Below are 23,300 nucleotides of genomic sequence, written 5' to 3' on the forward strand. Positions count from 1 at the left end.
GGCTGTGAACTTCGAGGTCCCCGCGCTGCTTGATCAGCTTCTTCGGCTACCGCCGGTGCGCCGTTTCGTCGTCGCTTTTAGCGGTGGGCGGGACTCCCACGTCCTGCTCCACGCGATCACCTCCCTCGCTCCCCTTCCCGGCGACGTCTCCGTCGTTGCGGCCCATGTCGACCACACCCTTCACCCCGATTCCAGCCGTTGGTCCGCGCACTGCGAGGCGGTCTGCGGCGAGCTGGGTGTTCCCTGCGAGACGATCCGGGTCGATGCCCGACCGCTGCCGGGAGAGAGTCCGGAGTCGGCGGCGAGGGAGAAACGTTACGGGGTGTTGCGCCGGATCGTGGGGGAGGGGAGTTGTCTGCTCACCGCCCACCACCGCGACGATCAGGCGGAGACTTTTCTGATCCAGCTTTTGCGGGGCGGAGGTCCCCGGGGACTGGCGGCGATGCCGCGGGTTGTTCCCTTCGGCGGTGGCTGGCTGGCCCGCCCGCTGCTTCCCTTTTCCCGTGACGAGCTGGCCGCCTACGCCGAGGAGCACGCCCTTCGCTGGATCGACGACCCCTCCAACTTCGACACCGATTTCGACCGCAATTATCTACGCCACCGCGTGATGCCGTCCATCGCCGAGCGTTGGCGCGGCGCCCCGGAGACCCTGGCCCGCGCCGCCGGTCACAACGCCGAGGCGGCCGAGCTGCTCGCGCAACTGGCGGCGATCGATCTGGCCGGTGTGGCGGGGAGTCGCCCCGACACCCTGTCGGTGAGCGGGTTGCAGGCGTTGGATTCGCCCCGTCGCCGCAATGCGCTCCTGGTCTGGTTCCGTCGCCGCGCCCTGGCGAGCCCCAACGCCCGCCATCTGGAGCGGCTCGAAAACGATGTACTGCTTGCCGCCGTGGGTGCCCAGCCGCTGTTGCGCTGGGCCGACGTCGAGGTGCGCCGCCACCGCGACGACCTCTACGCCGCTGCCCGCTCGCCGGGGATTCCGTTGCCGGAGGTGATCCCATGGTCCGATCTCTCCATCCCGCTGCGGCTTCCCGACGGCCGTTGCCTTCACTTCGCTCCCGGGGGCGAGGGGGATATTCGCCTTGCCGCCTTCGAAGGGGCTCGCGTTTCCCTCCGTTTTCGCCGTGATGGGGAGCGTTGCCGCGTGGCGGGGCGTGCCCACGGCCGGCCGCTGAAGAAGCTCCTCCAGGAGAGCGGCCTCCCCCCCTGGGAGCGTGATCGCCTGCCCCTGCTCTTTCTCGATGACGAGCTCGCCGCGGTGCTTGGTCTGTGGTCCTGTGAACCGTTCGCCGCCCGCCCCGGCGAACCGGCCGTACGGATCGTCGAGGAATCGTAGGGCGGGTCGACAAAGGGGGGCATGCCAGTATCCGTGCCCCTCCCGGCCCTTCGTCGAAGTGTCGCTTCAGCGGCCAAGTGACGTGCCGCCGTTGATGGGTCAACGCATTGAATTGGAAGATAAAATCTGGATTTTCGGCGGCAAGCCGAAAATCCTCCCGATTGCCCTGCAAACCGCCTTTTGCTACCCTTCGCCCGGATTTTCGCGGCTACTCCCGGGCCGTGGACCCTACCCCCCCTCGCGAAGCTCCGCATGACTAGATTCGTCTTCATCACCGGTGGCGTGGTCTCCTCCCTTGGCAAGGGGATCGCCTCGGCCTCGCTGGCCGCGATCCTCGAGGCGCGCGGCCTCAAGGTCACCATGCTCAAGCTCGATCCCTACATCAACGTGGATCCGGGCACCATGAGCCCGTTCCAGCACGGCGAGGTGTTCGTCACCGAGGACGGCGCCGAGACCGACCTCGACCTGGGTCACTACGAGCGGTTCATCCGCACCACGATGACCCGGAAGAACAATTTCACCACCGGCCGGGTCTACGAGAACGTCATCCGCAAGGAGCGTCGCGGCGACTACCTGGGCGGCACGGTGCAGGTGATCCCCCACATCACCGACGAGATCAAACGCTCCATCTGGGAGGGAGCGGGCGATGCCGACGTGGCGATGGTGGAGATCGGCGGCACCGTCGGCGACATCGAGTCGCTCCCGTTCCTGGAGGCGATCCGCCAGATGGGGGTCGAACTGGGCCACGAGCGGGCGCTGTTCATGCACCTCACCCTGGTCCCCTTCATCAAGACCTCCGGCGAGATCAAGACCAAGCCGACCCAGCACTCGGTGAAGGAGCTGCGCTCCATCGGCATCCAGCCGGACATCCTGTTCTGTCGGGTGGAGGAGGAGATCCCCGAGGACGCCAAGCGCAAGATCGCGCTGTTCACCAACGTCGAACCGAAGGCGGTCATCTCGGGGGTCGATGTCGACACCATTTATAAGATTCCGCTGCTGCTGCATGAGCAGAAGCTGGACGAGATCGTCTGCGGCAAACTGAAGCTGGAGACCAAACCCGCCGACCTCTCCGAGTGGCAGCGGGTGGTGGATGGCATCCGCAACACCGATCTGGAAGTGACCGTTGCCATGGTCGGCAAGTACATCGACCTTACCGAGTCCTACAAATCGCTCAACGAGGCGCTGATCCACGCAGGGTTGCACACCGGCACCCAGGTGAAGATCGCCTACATCGATTCCGAGGAGCTGGAGCGGGAAGGCACCGCGTCGTTGGCGGGGATGGATGCGATCCTCGTTCCCGGCGGTTTTGGCTCCCGTGGCGTGGAGGGCAAGATCAAGGCGGTGCGTTACGCCCGCGAGAACCGGGTCCCCTATCTTGGTATCTGCCTCGGTATGCAGGTGGCGGTGGTCGAGTACGCCCGTCACATGGCCGGTCTGGAGGGGGCGCATTCGACCGAATTCAAGAAGGACACCCCTCATCCGGTGATCGGCCTGATCACCGAGTGGCGCACCGCCGAGGGTACGGTGGAACGGCGTAGCGCCGACTCCGACCTGGGGGGCACGATGCGTCTCGGTGCCCAGCAGTGCCGGCTGGAGCAGGACAGCATCGCCCACGATCTATACAAGAAAGACGTGATCGTCGAGCGCCACCGCCACCGTTACGAGTTCAACAACCAGTACCTGGAGCGCCTCCAGGCGGCGGGGCTGAAGGTCTCCGGCAAGTCCATCGACGGCTCTCTGGTGGAGGTGGTGGAGCTCGCCGATCACCCCTGGTTCCTCGGCTGTCAGTTCCACCCCGAGTTCACCTCCCGGCCGCGTGATGGTCATCCGCTGTTCGAGGGTTTCGTGCGGGCTGCCCGCGCCCACAAGGGTGGTGTCTAGATGGATCTGTGCGGTTTCGAGGTCGGTCTCGACCGCCCGCTGTTCCTGATCGCCGGGCCCTGCGTCATCGAGAGTGAGGCGCTGGTGCTGGAGACCGCGGCGACCCTGAAGGCGATCACCGAACGGCTCGCCATGCCGTTTATCTTCAAGTCCTCCTTTGACAAGGCCAATCGCTCCTCCCACGACAGCCCCCGCGGGCCGGGGATGGAGAAGGGGTTGCGCATCCTCGAGCGGGTCAAGGAGGAGTTGGAACTTCCGGTGCTCACCGACGTCCATGAGGATACCCCGCTCGACGAGGTGGCCGCGGTGGTGGACGTGTTGCAGACCCCCGCCTTCCTCTGCCGCCAGACCAACTTCATCCAGGCGGTGGCGAGCCAGGGGCGGCCGGTGAACATCAAGAAGGGGCAGTTCCTCGCCCCCTGGGACATGAAGAACGTGGTGGAAAAGGCGCGCGCGGTGGGCAACCATCGGGTGATGGTCTGCGAGCGGGGGGTCTCCTTCGGCTACAACACCCTGGTCTCCGACATGCGTGCGCTGAAGGTGATGCGCGAGACCGGTGCGCCGGTGGTCTACGATGCCACCCACTCGGTGCAGCAGCCCGGCGGGTTGGGCGGCGCCTCCGGCGGCGACCGGACGATGGTGCCGGTGCTCGCCCGCGCTGCGGTGGCCGCCGGGGTGGCGGGTCTGTTCATGGAGACCCACCCCGACCCGGAGCGCGCGCTGTCCGACGGCCCCAACATGTGGCCTACCGGGCGGATCGAGCCCCTGCTGACCACGCTCAAGACGATCGACGAGGCGGTGAAGGGTGCCGGCCTTGTCGAAGAGGAGTCCCTATCCTCGTAAAGAGACCTGAACCGCAGATTTCGCAGATGAACGCAGATTTGGGATTCGATAGTCTGCGCCAATCTGCGAGTTCTGGGGTTCGTCCTCCTCCCCTTCGGAGTGAAGTGAATTATTCGTAACGTAACAAGCCCGCCATAAGCTGGGCAGAATGCTGCGGATAAGCACACTCGGCGAGCGTGCTTATCCGCGCACTCTGTGTCCCGTCGCGGCGGGTTGCCCCTCAACCACAGACCAGAAAATTTGGAGACAACGATGTCCAAGATCATCGACATTCGCGGCCGGGAGATCATCGATTCCCGCGGCAACCCCACCGTCGAGGCCGACGTCACCCTGGAGTCCGGCGCCTTCGGCCGCGCCGCGGTCCCCTCCGGTGCCTCCACCGGCACCCGTGAGGCGGTCGAGCTGCGTGACGGCGACAAGGCCCGCTTCGGCGGCAAGGGCGTACTGAAGGCGGTGGCCAACGTCAACGGCGAGCTGCGCGACGCGCTGCTCGGCCAGGAGGCGGTGGACAACCAGGAGGCGATCGATCGCGCGATGATCGCGCTCGACGGCACCGACAACAAGGGGCGCCTCGGCGCCAACGCGATCCTCGCCATCTCCCTGGCGGTGGCCAAGGCCGCTGCCGCCGAGAAGGGCGAGCCGCTCTACCGCTACCTGGGCGGCGACAATGCGGTGACCATGCCGGTGCCGATGATGAACATCATCAACGGCGGGGCGCACGCCGACAACAGCGTCGACGTGCAGGAGTTCATGATCCTGCCGGTGGGCGCCCCCAGCCTCTCCGAGGCGCTGCGCTACGGCGCCGAGGTGTTCCACAGCCTGAAGAAGGTGCTCCACGACCGCGGCCTCAACACCGCGGTGGGTGACGAGGGCGGCTTCGCCCCCGACCTCTCCTCCAACGAGGAGGCGATCGAGGTGATCCTCGAGGCGATCGCCAGCGCGGGCTACAAGGCCGGCGAGGAGATCTTCATCGGCGTCGACGTCGCCGCCTCCGAGTTCTACAAGGACGGTGTCTACGACCTCGCCTCCGAGGGGCGCAAGCTCTCCTCGGCCGAACTCAACGACTATCTCGCCGACTGGGTCGCCAAGTACCCGATGCTGATCACCATCGAGGACGGCATGGCGGAGAATGACTGGGACGGCTGGAAGCTCCACACCGACGCCCTCGGCGGCAAGCTGCAGCTGGTCGGCGACGACATCTTCGTCACCAACACCCGCATCTTCAAGGAGGGGATCGAGAAGGGGATCAGCAACTCCATCCTGATCAAGCTCAACCAGATCGGCACCCTCACCGAGACCATCGAGGCGATCGAGATGGCCCGCGCCGCCGGCTTCACCGCGGTGGTCTCCCACCGCTCCGGCGAGACCGAGGACTCGACCATCGCCGACTTCGTGGTGGCGATGGGCACCGGCCAGATCAAGACCGGCTCGATGTCCCGCTCCGACCGCATCGCCAAGTACAACCAGCTGCTGCGCATCGAGGGCGAGCTGGGTGAGCGGGCGGTCTACGCCGGGCGTGGTGCCTTCAGCCGTCTGGGTTGAGGCAAACCCCGGTTGTGAGCATGAAAAGGGCAGGGTAACCTGCCCTTTTTTCGTCGCTGACGAAAAAAGTATTTTATGGATCATCCAATGCCTGAAGAGATCCTTTCCTCGTGTTCCACCCGTGCGTGATCGGGTGAGCGGTTTCTCCCTCGTTCAATGAAATACCTGGTCGCCATTTTGGTTCCACTGTTGTTGATGCTGCAGTACGCTTTGTGGTTCGGCGACGGCGGCGTGCTGGAGCTGTGGCGGCTGAAGCAGTCGATCCAGGCCCAGGTGGCGGAGAACGAGAAGCTGCACGAACGCAATGCCGCCCTGGCGGGGGAGGTGCGCGACCTCAAGCAGGGGCTCGATGCCCTGGAGGAGCGCGCCCGCTCCGAGATGGGGATGATCGGCAAGGACGAGACCTTCTACCAGATTGTCGATGAGACCCGGGCGACCGGCCAGTAGGTCGGCGCTACCGCGCCGACGGGAACGGAAGCAGCGGGGTGTGGGTTTTATCCGCTATTGCCGAATGCGACCTCCCGCCCGGCATGGTGCAGTCGTGAATCGAGCCCTGCTGCCCCCGTTTTCGTCGGCGCGGTAGCGCCGACCTACCCTCTGCCGGCATTCGTCGCTACCATCTACGCCAACCCACACGAGACTCCCCCATGAAGATCGGCACCCCCCTCTCCCCCTCGGCCACCCGCGTGATGCTGCTCGGTTCCGGTGAACTGGGCAAGGAGGTGATCATCGCCCTGCAGCGGTTCGGCGTGGAGGTGATCGCGGTGGACCGCTACGGCGATGCACCCGGCCACCAGGTGGCCCACCGGGCGCACACCATCGACATGGCCGACGGAGCCGCCCTGCGGGCACTGATCGAGAAAGAGCGGCCGCGGCTGGTGGTGCCGGAGATCGAGGCGATCGCCACCGAGACCCTGGTGGAGCTGGAGGCGGAGGGGGTGGCCGAGGTGATCCCCACCGCGCGCGCCGCGCGGCTCACCATGAACCGCGAGGGGATCCGTCGGCTGGCCGCCGAGGAGCTGGGGCTGCCCACCTCCCGCTACGCCTTCGCCGAGTCCCTGGAGGAGGCGCGGGCGGCCATCGACGACGGCATCGGCTACCCCTGCATCATCAAACCGGTGATGTCCTCCTCCGGCAAGGGGCAGTCGACGGTCGACGGTCCCGACGACCTGCAGGCCGCCTGGGACTACGCCAGGAGCGGCGGCCGGGTGGACCGCGGGCGGGTGATCGTCGAGGAGATGATCCGCTTCGACTTCGAGATCACCCTGCTGACGGTGCGTGCCCGCGGCGCCGGCGGCGAGGTGGAGACCCGTTTCTGCGAGCCCATCGGCCACCGCCAGGAGAAGGGCGATTACGTGGAGAGCTGGCAGCCCCAGCCGATGAGCGCGCGGGCCCTGGAGCGCTCGCGGGAGATTGCGGCGAAGGTGACCGGGGCGCTGGGCGGCCACGGGTTGTTCGGCGTCGAGCTGTTCATCCGTGGCGACGAGGTGTGGTTCAGCGAGGTGAGTCCGCGCCCCCACGACACCGGCATGGTCACCATGGCCACCCAGTGGCAGAACGAGTTCGAACTCCACGCCCGCGCCATCCTCGGCCTGCCGGTGGACACGGCCCTGCGCAGCGCCGGGGCCAGCGCGGTGATCTACGGTGGACGTGAGGCGGCGGGGATTGCCTTCGAGGGGCTGGAGGAGGCGCTGGCGGTGCCGCACACCGAGCTGCGGCTGTTCGGCAAGCCGGAGTCCTTCACCCGCCGCCGCATGGGGGTGGCCCTGGCCTACGGTGAGGAGCCCGGCGAATGCCGGGAGCGGGCCCGCCGCGCCGCCGCCCTGGTTCGCCCGGTCGCCGGCTGATCCGGCCCTCCGTCACTCGCGATGGAAGTCGACAACCGCTCCCAGGTCCAGCGCGAGCAGATCCAACTGCTGCTCGACAATCTGCCTCTGGCATTGGCGGTGAGCCTGTTCAACGGCGCGGTGCTGGTGCTGGTGCAGTGGTCGGTGGTCCACCCCCTGGGGGCCTTGCTCTGGTACGGCGCCCTGGGGCTGGTCAGCGCCTTCCGCTTCGTGCAGATCCGGCGTATCGGCGGCGCACCCCTCGCCGATGTGTCCTTCGAGTTCCGTCGCGACCGCTTCATGGTGGGGGTGATGCTGGCGGGTGCGGTGTGGGGGCTTGCCTCGCTGCTGCTCTTTCCCGCCGGCGACCCCTCCCACCAGGCGTTCGTCGCCTTCGCCATCGCCGGCATGAGCGCCGGCGCGGTGAGCACCCTCTCGCCGGTGAGGCGTGCGGTCAACACCTTCCTGCTGCTCGCCCTGCTGCCGCTGATCCTCCGCTTCCTGATCGAGTACGCCCTCACCCTGAGCGGCTTGGCACTGGCCATGGCGGGGATGGTGACGCTGTTCCTGCTCGGGGTGATGACGAGCGCCCGCGGCATTCACGCCAACATCGTGCAGAACATCGAACTGCGGGTGGAGGCGGTGCAGCGGGAGGCGAAGCTGGCCCACGCGATGCGTCAGGCGGAGTCGGCCAACCGGGCCAAATCGGCCTTCCTGGCCAACATGAGCCATGAGATCCGCACCCCGATGAACGGGGTGATCGGCGCCCTCCAACTGATGGCGGAGGGGCCCCTGGAGGCGCAGCAGCACGACTATCTGGAGGTGGCGCTGGAGTCGGCGCGGCTCCAGGTGGAGGTGATCAACGGGATCCTCGACTTCTCGCGGATCGAGGCGGGGCAGATGCAGTTGGAGGCGATCGAGTTCTCCCCGGAGGCGGTGGTGGAGGAGGTGTTGCGCCAGTATCGCCTGCGTGCCGAGGAGCGGGGGTTGGAGTTGCGCCGGGTGTTCGATCCCAACTTCCCTGCGCGGGTGATCGGCGACCCCGGCCGGCTGCACCAGGTGCTGGTCAATCTGGTGGGCAACGCGGTGAAGTTCACCGAGCAGGGTGAGGTGACGGTCTCCGCCTGGCCCCAGGCCGACGGTTTGCGCTTCGAGGTGGCCGACACCGGCATCGGCATCGAGCGCGAGGCGTTGCCCAGGCTGTTCCGTCCCTTCAGCCAGGTGGACGACTCCACCACCCGCCGCTTCGGTGGGACCGGGCTCGGCCTGGTGATCTGCAAGGAGCTGGTGGAGGCGATGGGGGGCAACATCGGCGTCGACAGCTTCCCCGGCCGCGGCAGTCGCTTCTATTTCACCCTGCACTGCCCGATCGTGGCGTCCGGCACGGTGGGGGAGGAGGGGGGGCTGGTGGTGGAGGTGGCGCGCCGGCCGCCCCATCCGTTGAGTTCGCCGGCGCCGCCCGCGAAGGGGGGGCTGGCGCCCCGGGGGCGGGTGCTGCTGGTGGAGGACAACCGGGTCAACCGGATGGTCGCCGAGGGGATGCTGGTGCAGTGCGGGTTGACCGTGGAGTGCGTCGACAACGGCCACGACGCGTTGGCCTGCCTGGAGGGGGAACACTACGACGCAGTGCTGATGGACGTGCAGATGCCCGACCTGGACGGCTTCAGCGTCACCCGCCGCTACCGGCGCTGGGAGGCGGGGCGGGTGGGGCGGCGCCTGCCGATTATCGCGATGACCGCCAACGCCCTGCCCGGCGATCGGGAGGCGTGCATCGAGGCGGGAATGGATGACTACCTGGCCAAACCGGTGCAGATGGAGGCGCTGCGCGAGACGCTCGATCGCTGGCTGGGCGTTTCGCCTCGACCCCTGTAGGAGCGGCCCTCAGGCCGCGATGGTGCGGAGTGACTAATTTTCCGTTGCTTGCCGAGGTCGGTGGAGCGGGCGCCCGGCTTCCGCATCCTGCTCTGTAGGCAATCGCGGCCTTGGGGCCGCTCCTACAGGGACGGCGTAGGGGCCGAGTTCGAAGCCGCGGCGGGCACACAGGGGGCTAGCGGTCGCGGCGCTCCACGGTTTCGGGATCGCAGGTGATCGGGCGATAGATCTCCACCCGGTCGTTCTCCTCCAGCTCGCGGTCGAGCGGGGTCAATTTGCCGAAGATGCCGACTTTCTGGTTCTCCAGGTCGATGCCGGGGAAGCGCTTGAGGATCCCGGACATCTCGATCGCATCGCGCACCCGCGCACCCTCCTCGATGTCCAGTTTGAGCCAAGCGGAGTCGCTGCCGTCGCTGTAGGCCACACCGATTTTCATCTTCGTCTCTCTCCGTATCGTCCCCCGTGGCGCATGACCGGGGGGAGGTCAGTCAGGGTCGTCTTTTCCGTCACCCGATGGTGGGAAGGGATGCATTCTCCCCAGCGCGGGTTACCGTCGCGTGTCAGGCGGTTGCGGCCACCTCGTCGTCGGCCTCCCGCATCGCCTCCTCCAGTGCCTTGCGCTCGGCGCGGGCGGCGGCACGGCGGTCGAGGATGCGTTTGCCGGCGAGGATGAAGCCGAGCACCAGGAAGCCGCCGGGCGGGAGGATCATCAGCAGGAAGCCTCTGTAGTCGGGGATCAGGGTCAGCTCCATGAAGGAGAAGAGGTCACCTAGCAGCAGCGAGGCGTTGGCGAACAGCGTGCCGCTGCCGATCATCTCGCGCACCGCGCCGAGCAGCACCAGGGCGAAGGTGAAGCCGCCGCCCATCGCCAGGCCGTCGGCCATCGCCGCGCGCACGTCGTTCTTCGAGGCGAACGACTCGGCGCGGCCGAGGATCGCGCAGTTGGTGACGATCAGCGGGATGAACAGGCCAAGCACCTTGTGCAGCTGGTGCAGGTAGGCGTTCATGAACATGTCGACCAGGGTCACCACGGTGGCGATCAGCAGGATGAACACCGGGATGCGCACCTCGTTGGTGATGATCTTGCGAAAGAGTGCCACCACCAGGGCGGAGATCACCATCACGAAGGTGGTCGCCAGCCCCATGCCGAGGCCGTTGGTGGCGGTGCCGGTGACCGCCAGCAGCGGGCACAGTGCCAGCATCTGGGCCAACACCACGTTGTTGTCCCACAGGCCGTCTTTGAAGATGCGTTTGTAGTCGTTTGCCATCGTGCCATTCCTGTGAACTGTTTGCGGTTTCCCGTAGGAGCGGCCCCTAGGCCGCGATGACGCCGTTTCGGTTCACCACCGCCGCCGTCGTCGGGCGATGGTGCTTCGCCCGATCGCGGTCTGGGAGCCGCTCCTACGAAGCGTCTTTCACGGTCAAGAGTTCGTCGCGGTGCTGGGCGAAGAAATCGAGGCCGCCCTTGATCGACTTGACCACCGCGCGGGGCGTGATGGTGGCGCCGGAGAACTGGTCGAACTGGCCGCCGTCCTTTTTCACCTTCCACTTCTCCACCGGCGGATTGCCGAGCGAGAGGCCGTCGAAGCCGAGGATCCAGTCGTCCTTGGCCGCCTCGATCTTGTCGCCGAGGCCGGGGGTTTCGGCGTGCTGGAGCACCCGCACGCCGAGGATCGCACCACTGCGGTCGATGCCGATCATCGACACCACCGGGCCGGCGTAGCCGACCTCGCTGATCTCGAAGGCCACCGCGGTCACCTCGCCGCCCATGCGCGCGCGGTAGACGGTGAGCGGTTCGCCGTGGGGACCGGCGAGGCTCAGGCTTCCCTCCAGCAGGTTGTTGTCGTGGACCGTATCGGGGACCACCTGGGAGAGCGAGGCGCGCAGATCCTCGGCCTGACGCAGGGCGATGTCTTCGCTGGTCTGGTTGGCGCCGATGGTCAGCAGCATCGAGGCGAGCAGCGCGATGCCGCCGAGGAGCATGGCGTGGTAGCCGATGCGCTGGCGATAGCTGGGGACGAGGACACCCTGGGCCATGATGGGCTGCTCCTATTACGAATTGGGCTTGACCGTCAGCGGCTCGCCACGGCGGGTACGGCCGTAGATCCGCGGACGGGTGTAGTGGTCGATCAACGGGGTGGCGGCGTTCATGATCAGCACCGCGAAGGCGACCCCCTCGGGATAGCCGCCCCAGGTGCGGATGACCCACACCAGGGCGCCGCACACCGCGCCGAAGATCAACTGGCCGAGCGGGGTGCTCGGACTGGTCACCGGATCGGTGGCGATGAACAGCGCGCCAAGCATCACGCCGCCGCTGAAGAGGTGAAAGAGCGGCCCGGTGTAGTGGCCCGGGTCGATCAGGTGGGCGAGCGTCGCCACGGCGAACACCGCGCCGAGGAACGAGGCGGGGATGCGCCAGGAGATGATGCCGCGGGCGATCAGCACGATGCCGCCGGCGAGGATCAGCAGCGCCGAGGTCTCGCCCAGCGAGCCGTTGACGGTGCCCAGGGCTGCGCTCTGCAGGGCGAAGCCGAAGTCGTGCAGGGCGCCGTCGGCGGTGGCGCCGATGCCCAGCGAGGTCTTCACGTGACCGAGCACCGAGGCGCCGGTGATGGTGTCCGGCGGCAGCTGGCCGAGGAAGGTGACCGCCAGCCCGTCGAGGAAGCCGGGGGCGCCGGCGTCGCTCAGGGGGAGCGGCGCGGTCCAGGTGGTCATCTCCAGCGGGAAGGAGATGAGCAGCGCCACTCGGGCCACCATCGCCGGGTTGAAGAGATTCTGGCCGAGGCCGCCGAACACCGCCTTGCCGATCAGGATGGCGAGGATCGCACCGACCACGCCGATCCACCACGGGGCCCACGGCGGCAGGGTGAGGGCGAGCAACAGACCGGTGAGCAGCGCCGAGCCGTCGGTGAGGAAGAAGCCCAGCGGCTTGCCGGCGATGCGCAGGGTGGCCGCCTCGACCGCATAGCAGGCGGCGATGGTCACCACCAGCAGGTTGAGCGCCGGCCAGCCGAACTGCCAGACGCCGAAGGCGGTGGCCGGCGCCAGGGCCAGGCTCACCGTGTACATCACGCGGCCGATGGAGCCGCCGCCGTGGGCGTGGGGTGCGCTCGATGGGATGTTCATGGTCTCTGCTCGGTAGTCGGTGAGGTGCGGGTCGGTTTCGATCAGGCTGCCAGGAGGGCGATGGTGATGAACACCATCACGCCGACGGAGAAGTAGAAATTCGCTTTCGGATCGACGGTCGCGGTACGCATGACGTTTACCTCGTCTAAGGTGACTCATAGGGCGGGTCGTGCCCGCCGTGGTTGGCGAAGGCACCGTTCGGATCGCCCGGTGCATCGCCTCAGGTCGCTGCCTTCGTTCCGGCGGGCGCGGCCCGCCCTATATCCGATGCCTCAGGCGGCCTCGCCGTCGGCCTTCTTCTTGGCCGCCTCTTCGGCCGCCTTCTTGGCGGCGCGCTCGGCCTTTTTGCGCGCGGCCTCGGCTTTCTTGCGCTCGGCCTCCTTGACCAGACGCGCGGCGCGCACCTCGGCGAGATGCTTGTGCTCGTCGCGCTTGCGCTTGTCGAGGTCGCGGGCCACCAGCTCGCCCTTGGCGAAGTTGAAGTAGTGGACCAGCGGGATGTGTGCCGGGCAGACGTAGGCGCAGGAGCCGCAGGCGATGCAGTCGCGCAGGCCGAGGCCGAGGGCGCCGTCGAGGTCGTGGTTGCGCGAGCGGTTGGCCAGCTCCAGCGGCAGCAATCCCACCGGGCAGGCGGAGACGCACTGGCCGCAGCGGATGCACGGGGCCGCCTGGTGGCGGCGGCTCTCGGCGGCGGTGAGTGCGAGCAGGCCGCTGGAGCCCTTCACCACCGGGGCGCGCAGGTCGGGCAGGTCGAGGCCCATCATCGGGCCGCCCATCAGCACCCGCTTCGGCGTGCCGACGAAGCCGCCGGCGAACTTCACCAGCTCCTCGAAGGGGGTGCCGACCAGGGCGTGGATGTTCTTCGGTTCGGCGATGGCGCCGCCCGAGAGGGTGACGATGCGCGAGACCAGGGCGTGGCCGTAGCGCAGCGCCTCATGCACCGCGAAGGCGGTGGCGACGTTGTGCACCAGGATGCCCAGCTCCACGGCCAGCTTGCCGGCGGGCACCTCGCGGCCGGTCACCGTCTGGATCAGCTGCTTCTCCGAGCCCATCGGGTAGCGGGCGGGGACGTTGACCACCGCGACCTCGGGGAACGGCTCGGCGGCCTTGCGCATCGCCGCGGTGGCGGTCGGCTTGTTGTCCTCGATGGCGATGATCACCTGTTCGGTCTGCAGGGCGTGGGCCATCAGCCGCACCCCCTCCAGCACCTCGTCGGGCTTCTCCTGCATCAGTCGGTCGTCGCAGGTGAGGTAGGGTTCGCACTCGCCGCCGTTCATCAGCAGGGTGTGGATCTTGCGGCTCTCGGCCATCCCCAGCTTCACCGCCGAGGGGAAGGTGGCGCCGCCCATGCCGACGATGCCGGCGTTGCCGACGCGCTCGGCGACGTACTCGGGCTCCAGCTCGAAGGGGTCCTTGGCGATCGGCACCTCGAACCACTCCTCCTCGCCGTCGGCCTCGATCACCACCGAGAGGATCGGCAGGCCGGAGGGGTGGGGGGCGGGGTGATCAATGACGTCGAGCACGGTACCCGAGGTGGGGGCATGGATAAACGACGAGATCGCCCCGCGCGGGGTGGCGATGGGCTGACCCTTGAGCACCCGGGTGCCGATCTTCACGTTCGGCTCGGCCGGTGCGCCGATGTGCTGCAGCATCGGCACGTAGAGCCGTTCCGGCAACGGCATGGTCGCCGTCGGCGTGGCGCTGGTCAGCGCCTTGTGGCCCTCGGGATGGACACCGCCTTTGAAGGGGAACAGTTTCATGCGCTCGTACCGCTTTTTCTGTGGGGTTGCTTGGTAATGAAGAGTTGCCACGGAGCTACGGAGGACACGGAGCGCAGAGGTGGTCTGCACCGTGATTCCGCAGATGAATTCGAGAACCTCCGTGCCCTCCGTGTCTCCGTGGCCAATTCTCTAGGCCGCCACAGGCAACGCTTGGGGCTTCGGCCAGCGCCAGTCGTGGAGGGTCACCGGGATCGGCTCCATGGTCAGGCACTCGGTGGGGCAGACCTCGACACACTTGGCGCAGCCGGTACATGCGCTGGCGAAGATGGTGTGGATCTGCTTCGGCGCGCCCATCACTGCATCGGTGGGGCAGACCTTGACGCACTTGCCGCAACCGATGCAGGTGGCCTCGCTGATCTGCGCCACCATCGGCTCCTCGTCGTCCAGGTCGCTGAGCACCAGCGGGCGATTGAGCTTCGCCGCCAGCGCCTCGGCCAGCGCCCGGCCGCCGGGGGGGCAGAAGTTCAGCGGGGCCTCGTCGTTGGCCACCTTCTCCGCGCCGGCCGAGCAGCCGGGGAAACCGCACTGGCCGCAGTTGGTACCGGGGAGCAACTCCTCGATCTCCGCGGCGATCGGGTTCTCCTCCACCGCCAGATAGCGCCCGGCGAGGCCGAGAGCGAAACCGAGGAAGAGCCCCAACAGGGTCAGACTGGCAACGGCACCGATCATCATGGCGTTATCTCCTCTAAGGCTTTGAACATCCAACGCAAAGGCGCGAAGGCGCAACGGGGGCTGGGCTGGAGGGACGCGCTCCCTTGCTTTGCGTCCTTCGCGCCTCTGCGCCTTTGCGTTGAGAACTCCGGATCTCAGGCCAGTCCCGCGAAGCCCATGAAGGCGAGCGAGAGCAGGCCGGCAACGATGAAGGCGATCGGGGTGCCGCGGAAGGTCTCGGGGACCTGGGCCAGAGCGAGCCGCTCGCGCAGGCCGGCGAAGATCACCATCACCAGGGTGAAACCGAGCGCCGAGCCGAAGCCGTAGATCACGCTCTCGACGAAGCCGTGACCCTCCTGGACGTTGAGCAGCGCCACCCCGAGCACCGCGCAGTTGGTGGTGATCAGCGGCAGGAAGATGCCGAGCATCTGGTAGAGCACCGGGCTCACCTTGCGGATCACCATCTCGGTGAACTGCACCGTGGCGGCGATGATCAGGATGAAGGCGAGGATGCGCAGGAACTCGATCCCCAGCGGCACCAGCACGAACTCCTCGATCAACCAGGCGGCCACCGCCGCAAGGGTGAGCACGAAAGTGGTGGCCAGCCCCATGCCGACGGCACTGTCGAGTTTGCCGGAGACCCCCATGAAGGGGCATAGACCCAGGAATTTGACCAGTACCACGTTGTTGACCAGCGCGGTGCCCAGCAGAAGAAGCAGATATTCGCTCATGGCGACCCCCAATCGTTCGTCGCCTCTAGCGGTGCAGCTTGTGTGCCATGGGGTTTTTATGCCTTATCTATATGAATATAAAGCTGTTTTACGTTTTTTTTAACGTCGTGATTGTACGCATGTGGGGATCGCGGTAGGGGGCTTTGTCGCATATCGAACAGACACCTCGTGAGGAGGTGTCGGGCGCTTGGGTAATTTTCAACGCAAAGGCGCAAAGGCGCGAAGGACGCAAAGATGTCTTTGCGATCTCTGCGCCTTTGCGTCTTTGCGTTGGATGTTCCAGCGCCGGTGAAGTAACCGTCGCCGGTTCGGTGGGGGGGCTCTTGGTGCTGTGGTGTTTTTTTCGCCCTAGGTCTTCATTCTGCGTGCGGGAGGGGCGTGAAGGGCGGCGTGGTGGGTTTCGCTGCGCTCTTCCCTCCCTACGCCTATACAATAGGGCGTTTGACGGGGCGGAACGCGGGCATGCCGTTTGCACCGTCTCGCCGATATTCGATCGATTTGCACGCCGAGCAGGCGGGGGTCTCCATGAAAAAGAGTGTTCAGCCCAAGCGCGCCAAGGCTCCCGGGGAGGGTGACGCCCCATTCCGGGGCGCTCGCGCCATGATGGGGCGGGGTGGTGAGCTCCCCCCGGAACTCTTCTATGAGGTGGTGGAGCAGGCGCCGGTGGCGGTGTCGATCACCGACGAGTCGGCCAACATCCTCTACGTCAATCGCACCTTCGTCGAGGTGACCGGCTACGACGGCGAGGAGGTGATCGGCCACAACGAGTCGATCCTCTCCGACAAGAGCACCCCGCGCGAGCAGTACGAGGCGCTGTGGAGCACCATCCAGAGCAACCGGGTGTGGACCGGCCAGCTGATCAACCGGCGCAAGGACGGCAGCCGCTATCTGGCCAACCTGACCATCACCCCGGTCAACGACGGCGCCGGCAACATCAGCCACTTTCTCGGCATGCACCGCGACGTCACCGAGGTGCGCACGTTGGAGCAGCAGGTGCGCAACCAGACCGCGCTGATCGAGTCGGTGGTGGAGTCGGCGCCGGTGGTGATCGTGCTGCTCGACGAGGCGCATCGGGTGGTGAAGAGCAATCGCGCCTACCAGCAACTGCGCGACGCCTGCGGCCAGGAGCCCGCCGGGCTGCTCCTCGAGGGGGTCGGCAGGCGGGCCCGCCACGGGCTGTTCAACGACGTCGAGGTGGCGTTGCGCTTCGATCCCGCCCGCCCGGTGTGGTACTCCTGTTCGGCGGTGCCGGTGAGCGAGGCGGACGTCGCCGTCGAGCGCTATTTCGAGCACGGCGAGCGGCGCTATCTGCTGCTCACCGCCCATGACATTACCGGCCTCAAGGAGCGCGAGGTGGAGCTGCGCACCGCGGCGCTGCGCGCGCTGACCGCCGAGCAGGAGCTGGTGCACAGCCTGCGCGAGACCCTCAACGGTGCCATCTTTCAGGTGGAGGGGCCGTTCAACCTGCTCGCCGCCGCGGTGGGCATGCTCGCCCGCCGCGGCGAGAGCTGGCCCGGTGCCGAGCCGTTGCTGGAGGTGCTGCGCGAGGCCGACGAGGCGGGGCGCCAGGCGTTGCGCCTGCTGCGCGACTCGATGCCGATCCCGCCGCGCGAGGCGTTCGTGCCGGTCAACCTCAATCAGGTGCTGCGCGACGTGCTCTCGCTGTTCACCGGGCGGATGCTCGGCGAGGGGGTGGTGGTGGAGTGGGAGCCGGGGGAGATCCCCCACTGCCGGGCCCGCGAGGGGAGCCTTCGCGGGATGTTCAAACAATTGATCGAAAATGCACTGGACGCCATGGGCGACAGCCCCGCCGAGCGGCGGGTGCTGCGGGTGGCGAGCCGGGCGGATGGAGACGAGTTGGTGGTGGATGTGTGTGACCAGGGGCCCGGGGTGCCGGAGGAGCAGCGCTTGAAGATCTTCGAACCCTTCTTCAGCACCAAGGTGCCCTACGGGCGGGGTACCGGCATGGGCTTGGCGATGGTCCAGGAGGTGGTCAACGAGCATCACGGCACGGTGGAGCTGGTCAGCGGCACCGCCGTCGGCGCGCAGTTCCGCGTGCGCCTGCCGGTCGACGCCCACATCGGCGAGGAGGAGGCCTGATGAGTTATCCCGCCACCGAACGGGTGCCGACCCGCTCCGAGTTGCTGGAGACCGAACTGGAGACCCTCTACCGGGTGAGCCACGTGCTCAACCGTTCGCTCGACCCCAACGAGACGGTCAAGGACGTGCTGAAGATCCTCCACCAGCAGGGCGGGATGCAGCGCGGCATGGTCACCCTGCTCGATCCGGAGAGCGGCGAGCTGCTGCTCAACGCCATCTACTGCGAGCGCGAGGATGTGAAGCCCGAACCGGTGCGCTACCGCCCCGGCGAGGGGATCATCGGCGCGATCCTCTCCCATGACCGTACCGTGGTGGTACGGCGGATCGCCGACGAGCCGCGTTTTCTCGATCGCCTCGGTCTCTACGACCTGGAGCTGCCGTTCATCGGCGTGCCGATCCACATCGGCCCCGGCGAGCCGGTGGGGGTGGTCGCCGCCCAGCCGAAGATCGCCGCCGACGAGCTGCTCGGCGAGTGGTCGCGGTTCATGGAGATGGTGGCCAACCTGATCGCCCAGTCGCTGCGCCTGTCGCGCCAGGTGGAGAAGGAGAAGCAGGACCTCACCCAAGAGCGCGACCGCTTGCGCCGCACCGTGCGCGGCAACTACGGCTTCGACAACATGGTCGGCCACACCCAGGTGATGCGGCTGGTCTTCGACCAGGTACGCCAGGTGGCGAAGTGGAACACCACGGTGCTGATCCGCGGCGAGTCCGGTACCGGCAAGGAGCTGATCGCCAACGCCATCCACTACAACTCGCCGCGGGCCAACGGGCCCTTCGTCAAACTGAACTGTGCGGCGCTCCCTGACAACCTGCTCGAATCCGAGCTGTTCGGTCACGAGAAGGGGGCCTTCACCGGCGCGGCGAGCCAGCGCAAGGGGCGCTTCGAGCAGGCCGACGGCGGCACGCTGTTCCTCGACGAGATCGGCGAGATCTCCGCCACCTTCCAGGCCAAGCTGCTGCGGGTGTTGCAGGAGGGCGAGTTCGAGCGGGTCGGCGGCACCCGCACGCTGAAGGTGGATGTGCGCATCATCGCCGCCACCAACCGCAACCTGGAGCGCGAGGTGGAGGAGGAGAAGTTCCGCGAGGACCTCTACTACCGGCTCAACGTGATGCCGATCCAGATGCCGCCGCTGCGCGACCGCATCGAGGACGTGCCGCAGCTCTCCCGCCACCTGGTGGAGAAGATCGGCAAGAGCCAGGGGCGGCCGCTACTGATCAGCGACAGCGCGGTGCGCATGCTGATGCGCCACAACTGGCCGGGCAACGTGCGCGAGCTGGAGAACACCCTGGAGCGCGCCGCGGTGATGAGTCCCGAGGGGGAGATCGACGGCGACACCGTGGTGCTCACCGGGCTGGAGGAGAAGATCCTCGGCGGCGCCCGCCCGGCGGTGGCGCCGACGGTGGACCTCGACGACCCGGAGATGGACGAGCGCGAGCGGGTGATCGCGGCGTTGGAGCAGGCCGGCTGGGTGCAGGCGAAGGCGGCGCGGCTGCTCAACATGACCCCGCGGCAGATCGCCTACCGGATCCAGACGCTGAACATCAAGGTGCGCAAGATCTGATGATTGAATGGAACGATGAGCAGTTTCTTCTCGGGGTCGAGGAGATGGATGAGACCCATCGGGAGTTCGTCGAGCGGGTCAACCGGCTCGACGGGGCGAAGGGGGAGGCGTTCGCCGCCGCCTTCGGCGAGCTGCTGGCGCACACCCGCGAGCACTTCGCCAACGAGGACCGGTTGATGGAGGAGAGCCGCTTTGCCGCCACCACCGAGCACCGCGGGGAACACCGCCGGGTGCTCGCCGACCTGGAGCGGCTCAACGGCCGGGTTGCCGCTGGCCGGCCGGCGATGGCCCGTGCCTATCTCGCCGAGGTGCCCAACTGGTTTCGCCACCACGCCGCCACCATGGACTCCGCGCTGGCCGCCCATCTCAAGCGGTAACGGCAAGAAGAAGAGTGAACCGCAGATTGCGCAGATGAACGCAGATCTGGAAGACCAATAATCTGCGTCAATCTGCGAAATCTGCGGTTAAAGCCTCCTCTTCCGCCTCACTCCACCGCCACTTTCACCACCACCTTGTGGATCTCGCCGCTGCCGGTCATCGGTGCGTGGGCATCGCCGGGCAGGAACAGCGCGTAGTCGCCGGGACGTACGGTGAACCAGGCGCGCGGGGCGTCGCGGAAGAAGAGCAGGTCGCGCTCCTCGTCGTAGGCCCCCGCCGGATCGGTGCAGTCGCCCAGCGGACGCCAGCCCATCTCGTCGTTGCCGGCGATCACGTACTGGATGTCGATGTAGCGCCGGTGGACCTCCAGCGGCGCCTCCTCGCGGGGTCGTGCCGCCCCCTTGGCGACGATGGCGAAGAGCCGCTCGCCCTTGATCGGGTGGCGCCCCTCCGGCAACTGCGCCAGGTCGGGGTGGGCGAGGAAGCGGAACGCCTCGGCGAACAGCGGGTGGAGCGGGGCGTAGCGGGCGGCGTCGGCGAGGGTGGCGAGGATCACGGTGGTCTCCGGTGGGTGGGAACGGGCGCCCGTTATACCGCAACCTCGCTGATGTCCCAACGGGGTCGATCAGTTGTAGGGGGGCAGTAGAGCACCGAGAGATTAACGTTGACGGTGACGAAGCCGCCGTGGACGTGAAAGGAAGCCTTCCCGTAGGTTGGCGCTACCGCGCCGACGCGAACGGAAGCACCGTTGTCTGATTCCACGCCGAAACCGTCCGAACGTCGCGGCTCGTTCGGAAAGAACGCTTCCGTTCACACCCCGCTGCCTCCGTTCCGTCGCGGCGGTAGCCGCGACCTACGGGGTTGGAACCTGCTCCCGTGGGTTACTGTCCTTCGTTCCTCTTTGCCCGCCCTTCATGGCCAATCATCCAACGCTGAACCAGGCACTTGGTGAAAACCCGACAATCCCCCCTGCCCCGAACCCCGCAGTCCTTGTCGCATCCGTCACAAAACTGCCCCCGAAGGTGCCATGCAATACACGGGTAGCCTACGCGGTTAATTGCTAAGTCAATGAAAAAACAATAAAACGCTACCCTGCCGGACAGGGCACGCCCCTTGCTCTACCCCCTCCCATACGAAACTTGGGGAGAAAACCATGGCCTGTTCCACCCAGCTCACTCCGATCGAATCCGCCGGCGGCTGCTCCGCCTCCTCCTGCGGCGGCAGCGAAGACCAGTTAGGGTCAGGAGGACCTGTATGCGGCGAGAGGGCAGGACGCCCGGAGCCGCTCGCCGGTCTGCCCGAGCACATCCGCGACCAGGTGCGGGATCACCCCTGCTACTCCGAGAAGGCCCACCACCACTTCGCCCGCATGCATGTGGCGGTGGCCCCGGCCTGCAACATCCAGTGCAACTACTGCAACCGCAAGTACGACTGCTCCAACGAGTCGCGCCCCGGCGTGGTCTCCGAGGTGCTCACCCCCGATCAGGCGGTGCGCAAGGTCAAGGCGGTGGCCGCCGAGATCCCGCAGATGACGGTGGTCGGCATCGCCGGCCCCGGGGATGCCATGGCCAACCCCGAGCGCACCTTCGAGACCTTCCGCCGCCTCGCCGCGGAGACCCCGGACATCAAGCTCTGTGTCTCCACCAACGGCCTCAACCTGCCCGAGCACGTCGAGGAGCTGGCCAAGTACAACATCAGCCACGTCACCCTCACCATCAACGCCATCGACCCCGAGATCGGCGCCAAGATCTACCCCTGGATCTTCTGGAACCACCGCCGCATCCGCGGCGTGAAGGGCGCCAGGATCCTCCTCGAACAGCAGATGAAGTCGCTCGAACTGCTCGCCGAGAAGGGGGTGCTGGTGAAGGTCAACTCAGTGATGATCCCCGGCGTCAACGACCAGCACCTGAAAGAGGTGAACCAGGCGGTGAAGGCGCGCGGCGCCTTCCTCCACAACATCATGCCGCTGATCGCCGAGGCCGAGCACGGCACTTACTACGGCGTGATGGAGCACCCCAGCCCGAGCGACGCCGAGCTGGCCTCGCTGCAGGACGCCTGCGCCGGCGACATGAACATGATGCGTCACTGCCGCCAGTGCCGCGCCGACGCGGTGGGCATGCTCGGCGAGGATCGCGGTTCCGAGTTCACCACCGAGAAGGTGGAGCTGATGGAGATCGATTACGGCGCTGCCATGGAACGGCGGGCCAAGGTCCATGAGGAGATCAAGCAGCGGATGGACGACAACGCCGCCGTCGCGGTGATCTCCCTGGATCAGCTCAAGCGCAGCGCGCCGCAGGTGGCGACCCGCCCGGCCTTGATCGCGGTGGCGACCAAGGGCTTCGGCGTGGTCAACGAGCACTTCGGTTACGCCAAGGAGTTCCTGGTCTACGAGGCGAGCCCCGAGGGGGTGCGCTTCATCGGGCCGCGCCAGGCCACCAACTACTGCACCGGCAGCGACGAGTGCGGCGCCGAGAGCCGTCTCGATCAGATCATCCGCTCGCTGGACGGGTGCGAGGCGGTGCTCTGCTCGCGGGTCGGCCTGGAGCCGTGGACCGGCCTGGAGGCCGCCGGCATCCAGCCGATGGTGGAGTTCGCCATGGAGGAGATCGACGCCGCGGTGGCCAAGGCCTACCGGACCCTTGCCGAGAGCGGCAAGCTGGCCGAGTCCGCGGCTCACGCGTCGGTCGCTTAGGAATTCGCCACGGAGCCACGGAGGGCACGGAGGCGGAAGAAGAGGTCTGCTCCGTGTCCTCCGTGGCTCCGTGGCCAATCTTAATCTGAAGAGGTGAATCATGGCCCTGAAGATCATCGAGTCCTGCGTCAACTGCTACGCCTGCGAGCCGCTCTGCCCGGAGCAGGCGATCAGTGAGGCGAAGCCGCATTTCACCATCGATGCGGGCAAGTGTACTGAGTGTGATGGCCACTTCAGCGAGCCGCAGTGCGCGGCGATCTGCCCCATCGAGGGGGCGATCCTCGACGCCGCCGGTGAGCCGATCAACCCGCCGGGGAGCCTCACCGGCATCCCGCCGGAGAAGCTGGCGCTGGCGGCGGCCTGAGGATCGCCGAACCCTGTAGGAGCGGCCCCTAGGCCGCGATGGGGCGGAGTGCGGCGCATCGGTTTGGTTTGCGGGGGAACGGGAAACGGCGTCATCGCGGCCTAGGGGCCGCTCCTACAGGGTGATGCGGAGTTAGAGAGTGCCGATGGCGACAGTGACCTTTTACGAAAAAACCGGGTGTATCAACAACACCAAGCAGAAGCGGTTGTTGGCCGCCTCCGGGCATACGGTGATCGCCCGCGATCTGCTCAAGGAGCCGTGGCGGCCCGATACCCTGCGCCGCTTCTTCGGCGACCGGCCGGTGGTCGAGTGGTTCAACGTCACCGCCCCCTCGGTGCGTGACGGGATCATCGACCCGGCGACCTTCAACGAAGAGCAGGCGCTGGCCGCGATGGTCGCCGAGCCGCTGTTGATCCGCCGGCCGCTGATGGAGGTGGAGGACGAGTGCCGGCAGGGCTTCGACGCGGCGGCGGTGGCCGCCTGGATCGGACTTACCACGTTGCCTGAAGAGAACGTCGAGGCGTGTCCCAAATCGCACCGGGACGCGCCGTGCGAACCGGCTTGAACAGAGATTTTGTCCGCAAATGAACGCAAATTGTAATAGGGCTATTTCACTAT

The 23,300-nt window shown here is 67.0% G+C and carries 21 protein-coding genes; 13 read left to right on the forward strand and 8 right to left on the reverse strand.

The window, feature by feature from the left end; translation table 11 throughout:
• Positions 1-4 precede the first annotated feature (4 nt).
• The 7 genes from tilS (at position 5) to ACYQ2W_RS06300 (ending at position 9,297) form a co-directional block, all read left to right on the forward strand.
• The gene (tilS, locus tag ACYQ2W_RS06270; protein ID WP_459864347.1) at positions 5-1,333 is read left to right on the forward strand and encodes a tRNA lysidine(34) synthetase TilS; all 1,329 of its coding nucleotides are present in this window, start codon (positions 5-7) and stop codon (positions 1,331-1,333) included.
• Between the two features lie 252 nt (positions 1,334-1,585).
• Positions 1,586-3,214, forward strand: coding sequence for a CTP synthase (gene pyrG / locus ACYQ2W_RS06275; protein ID WP_459864349.1), 1,629 nt, complete (start codon positions 1,586-1,588; stop codon positions 3,212-3,214).
• Positions 3,215-4,057 (forward strand): 3-deoxy-8-phosphooctulonate synthase, encoded by an 843-nt coding sequence (kdsA, locus tag ACYQ2W_RS06280; protein ID WP_459864351.1) that lies wholly within the window; start codon positions 3,215-3,217, stop codon positions 4,055-4,057.
• Between the two features lie 252 nt (positions 4,058-4,309).
• Positions 4,310-5,599, forward strand: a complete 1,290-nt coding sequence (gene eno, locus ACYQ2W_RS06285) for a phosphopyruvate hydratase (protein ID WP_459864353.1) — start codon at positions 4,310-4,312, stop codon at positions 5,597-5,599.
• Between the two features lie 156 nt (positions 5,600-5,755).
• Entirely contained in the window at positions 5,756-6,046 is a 291-nt protein-coding gene (gene ftsB, locus ACYQ2W_RS06290; RefSeq protein WP_459864355.1) for a cell division protein FtsB, read from the forward strand.
• A 200-nt stretch (positions 6,047-6,246) separates the two neighbouring features.
• Positions 6,247-7,446, forward strand: a complete 1,200-nt coding sequence (gene purT, locus ACYQ2W_RS06295; protein WP_459864357.1) for a formate-dependent phosphoribosylglycinamide formyltransferase — start codon at positions 6,247-6,249, stop codon at positions 7,444-7,446.
• Positions 7,447-7,467: 21 nt separating this feature from the next.
• Positions 7,468-9,297, forward strand: coding sequence for an ATP-binding protein (locus ACYQ2W_RS06300; RefSeq protein WP_459864359.1), 1,830 nt, complete (start codon positions 7,468-7,470; stop codon positions 9,295-9,297).
• 175 nt (positions 9,298-9,472) lie between these two features.
• Here the strand turns inward: ACYQ2W_RS06300 and ACYQ2W_RS06305 are convergent, their stop codons facing one another.
• From ACYQ2W_RS06305 to rsxA, 7 genes are all read right to left on the reverse strand, one after another.
• A complete protein-coding gene (locus tag ACYQ2W_RS06305; RefSeq protein ID WP_459864361.1) occupies positions 9,473-9,733 on the reverse strand; it encodes an RnfH family protein in 261 nt (86 codons plus the stop codon).
• A gap of 124 nt (positions 9,734-9,857) precedes the next feature.
• Complete coding sequence (locus ACYQ2W_RS06310; RefSeq protein ID WP_459864363.1) at positions 9,858-10,565, reverse strand: electron transport complex subunit E; 708 nt, start codon at positions 10,563-10,565, stop codon at positions 9,858-9,860.
• Positions 10,566-10,698: 133 nt separating this feature from the next.
• Entirely contained in the window at positions 10,699-11,334 is a 636-nt protein-coding gene (gene rsxG, locus ACYQ2W_RS06315) for an electron transport complex subunit RsxG (protein ID WP_459864365.1), read from the reverse strand.
• Between the two features lie 15 nt (positions 11,335-11,349).
• Positions 11,350-12,423, reverse strand: coding sequence for an RnfABCDGE type electron transport complex subunit D (locus ACYQ2W_RS06320; protein ID WP_459864367.1), 1,074 nt, complete (start codon positions 12,421-12,423; stop codon positions 11,350-11,352).
• Between the two features lie 272 nt (positions 12,424-12,695).
• A complete protein-coding gene (rsxC, locus tag ACYQ2W_RS06325) occupies positions 12,696-14,183 on the reverse strand; it encodes an electron transport complex subunit RsxC (protein WP_459864369.1) in 1,488 nt (495 codons plus the stop codon).
• A gap of 150 nt (positions 14,184-14,333) precedes the next feature.
• Positions 14,334-14,876 carry an RnfABCDGE type electron transport complex subunit B gene (locus ACYQ2W_RS06330; RefSeq protein WP_459864371.1) on the reverse strand — a complete coding sequence of 181 codons (543 nt, stop codon included), beginning with the start codon at positions 14,874-14,876 and terminating at the stop codon, positions 14,334-14,336.
• Between the two features lie 134 nt (positions 14,877-15,010).
• Positions 15,011-15,586 carry an electron transport complex subunit RsxA gene (gene rsxA, locus ACYQ2W_RS06335; protein ID WP_459864373.1) on the reverse strand — a complete coding sequence of 192 codons (576 nt, stop codon included), beginning with the start codon at positions 15,584-15,586 and terminating at the stop codon, positions 15,011-15,013.
• A 525-nt stretch (positions 15,587-16,111) separates the two neighbouring features.
• Here rsxA and nifL point away from each other — a divergent pair.
• The 3 genes from nifL to ACYQ2W_RS06350 are packed head-to-tail and all read left to right on the forward strand — an operon-like array spanning position 16,112 to position 19,625.
• On the forward strand, positions 16,112-17,686 hold the full coding sequence (nifL, locus tag ACYQ2W_RS06340; RefSeq protein WP_459864375.1) for a nitrogen fixation negative regulator NifL: 1,575 nt from the start codon (positions 16,112-16,114) through the stop codon (positions 17,684-17,686).
• Complete coding sequence (gene nifA / locus ACYQ2W_RS06345) at positions 17,686-19,248, forward strand: nif-specific transcriptional activator NifA (RefSeq protein ID WP_459864377.1); 1,563 nt, start codon at positions 17,686-17,688, stop codon at positions 19,246-19,248. Before nifL ends, nifA begins: the two co-directional genes overlap by 1 nt.
• On the forward strand, positions 19,248-19,625 hold the full coding sequence (locus tag ACYQ2W_RS06350; RefSeq protein WP_459864379.1) for a bacteriohemerythrin: 378 nt from the start codon (positions 19,248-19,250) through the stop codon (positions 19,623-19,625). Before nifA ends, ACYQ2W_RS06350 begins: the two co-directional genes overlap by 1 nt.
• Positions 19,626-19,732: 107 nt before the next feature.
• Here the strand turns inward: ACYQ2W_RS06350 and ACYQ2W_RS06355 are convergent, their stop codons facing one another.
• Complete coding sequence (locus ACYQ2W_RS06355) at positions 19,733-20,182, reverse strand: NanQ anomerase/TabA/YiaL family protein (protein WP_459864381.1); 450 nt, start codon at positions 20,180-20,182, stop codon at positions 19,733-19,735.
• A 597-nt stretch (positions 20,183-20,779) separates the two neighbouring features.
• Here ACYQ2W_RS06355 and nifB point away from each other — a divergent pair.
• The 3 genes from nifB to ACYQ2W_RS06370 all read left to right on the forward strand — a co-directional run bounded on the left by nifB (position 20,780) and on the right by ACYQ2W_RS06370 (position 23,247).
• Positions 20,780-22,318, forward strand: a complete 1,539-nt coding sequence (nifB, locus tag ACYQ2W_RS06360; protein ID WP_459864383.1) for a nitrogenase cofactor biosynthesis protein NifB — start codon at positions 20,780-20,782, stop codon at positions 22,316-22,318.
• Between the two features lie 100 nt (positions 22,319-22,418).
• On the forward strand, positions 22,419-22,682 hold the full coding sequence (locus ACYQ2W_RS06365) for a 4Fe-4S binding protein (RefSeq protein ID WP_459864385.1): 264 nt from the start codon (positions 22,419-22,421) through the stop codon (positions 22,680-22,682).
• A gap of 145 nt (positions 22,683-22,827) precedes the next feature.
• On the forward strand, positions 22,828-23,247 hold the full coding sequence (locus ACYQ2W_RS06370; protein ID WP_459864387.1) for an ArsC/Spx/MgsR family protein: 420 nt from the start codon (positions 22,828-22,830) through the stop codon (positions 23,245-23,247).
• Positions 23,248-23,300 lie beyond the last annotated feature (53 nt).

This window comes from Endothiovibrio diazotrophicus, from assembly GCF_054657215.1.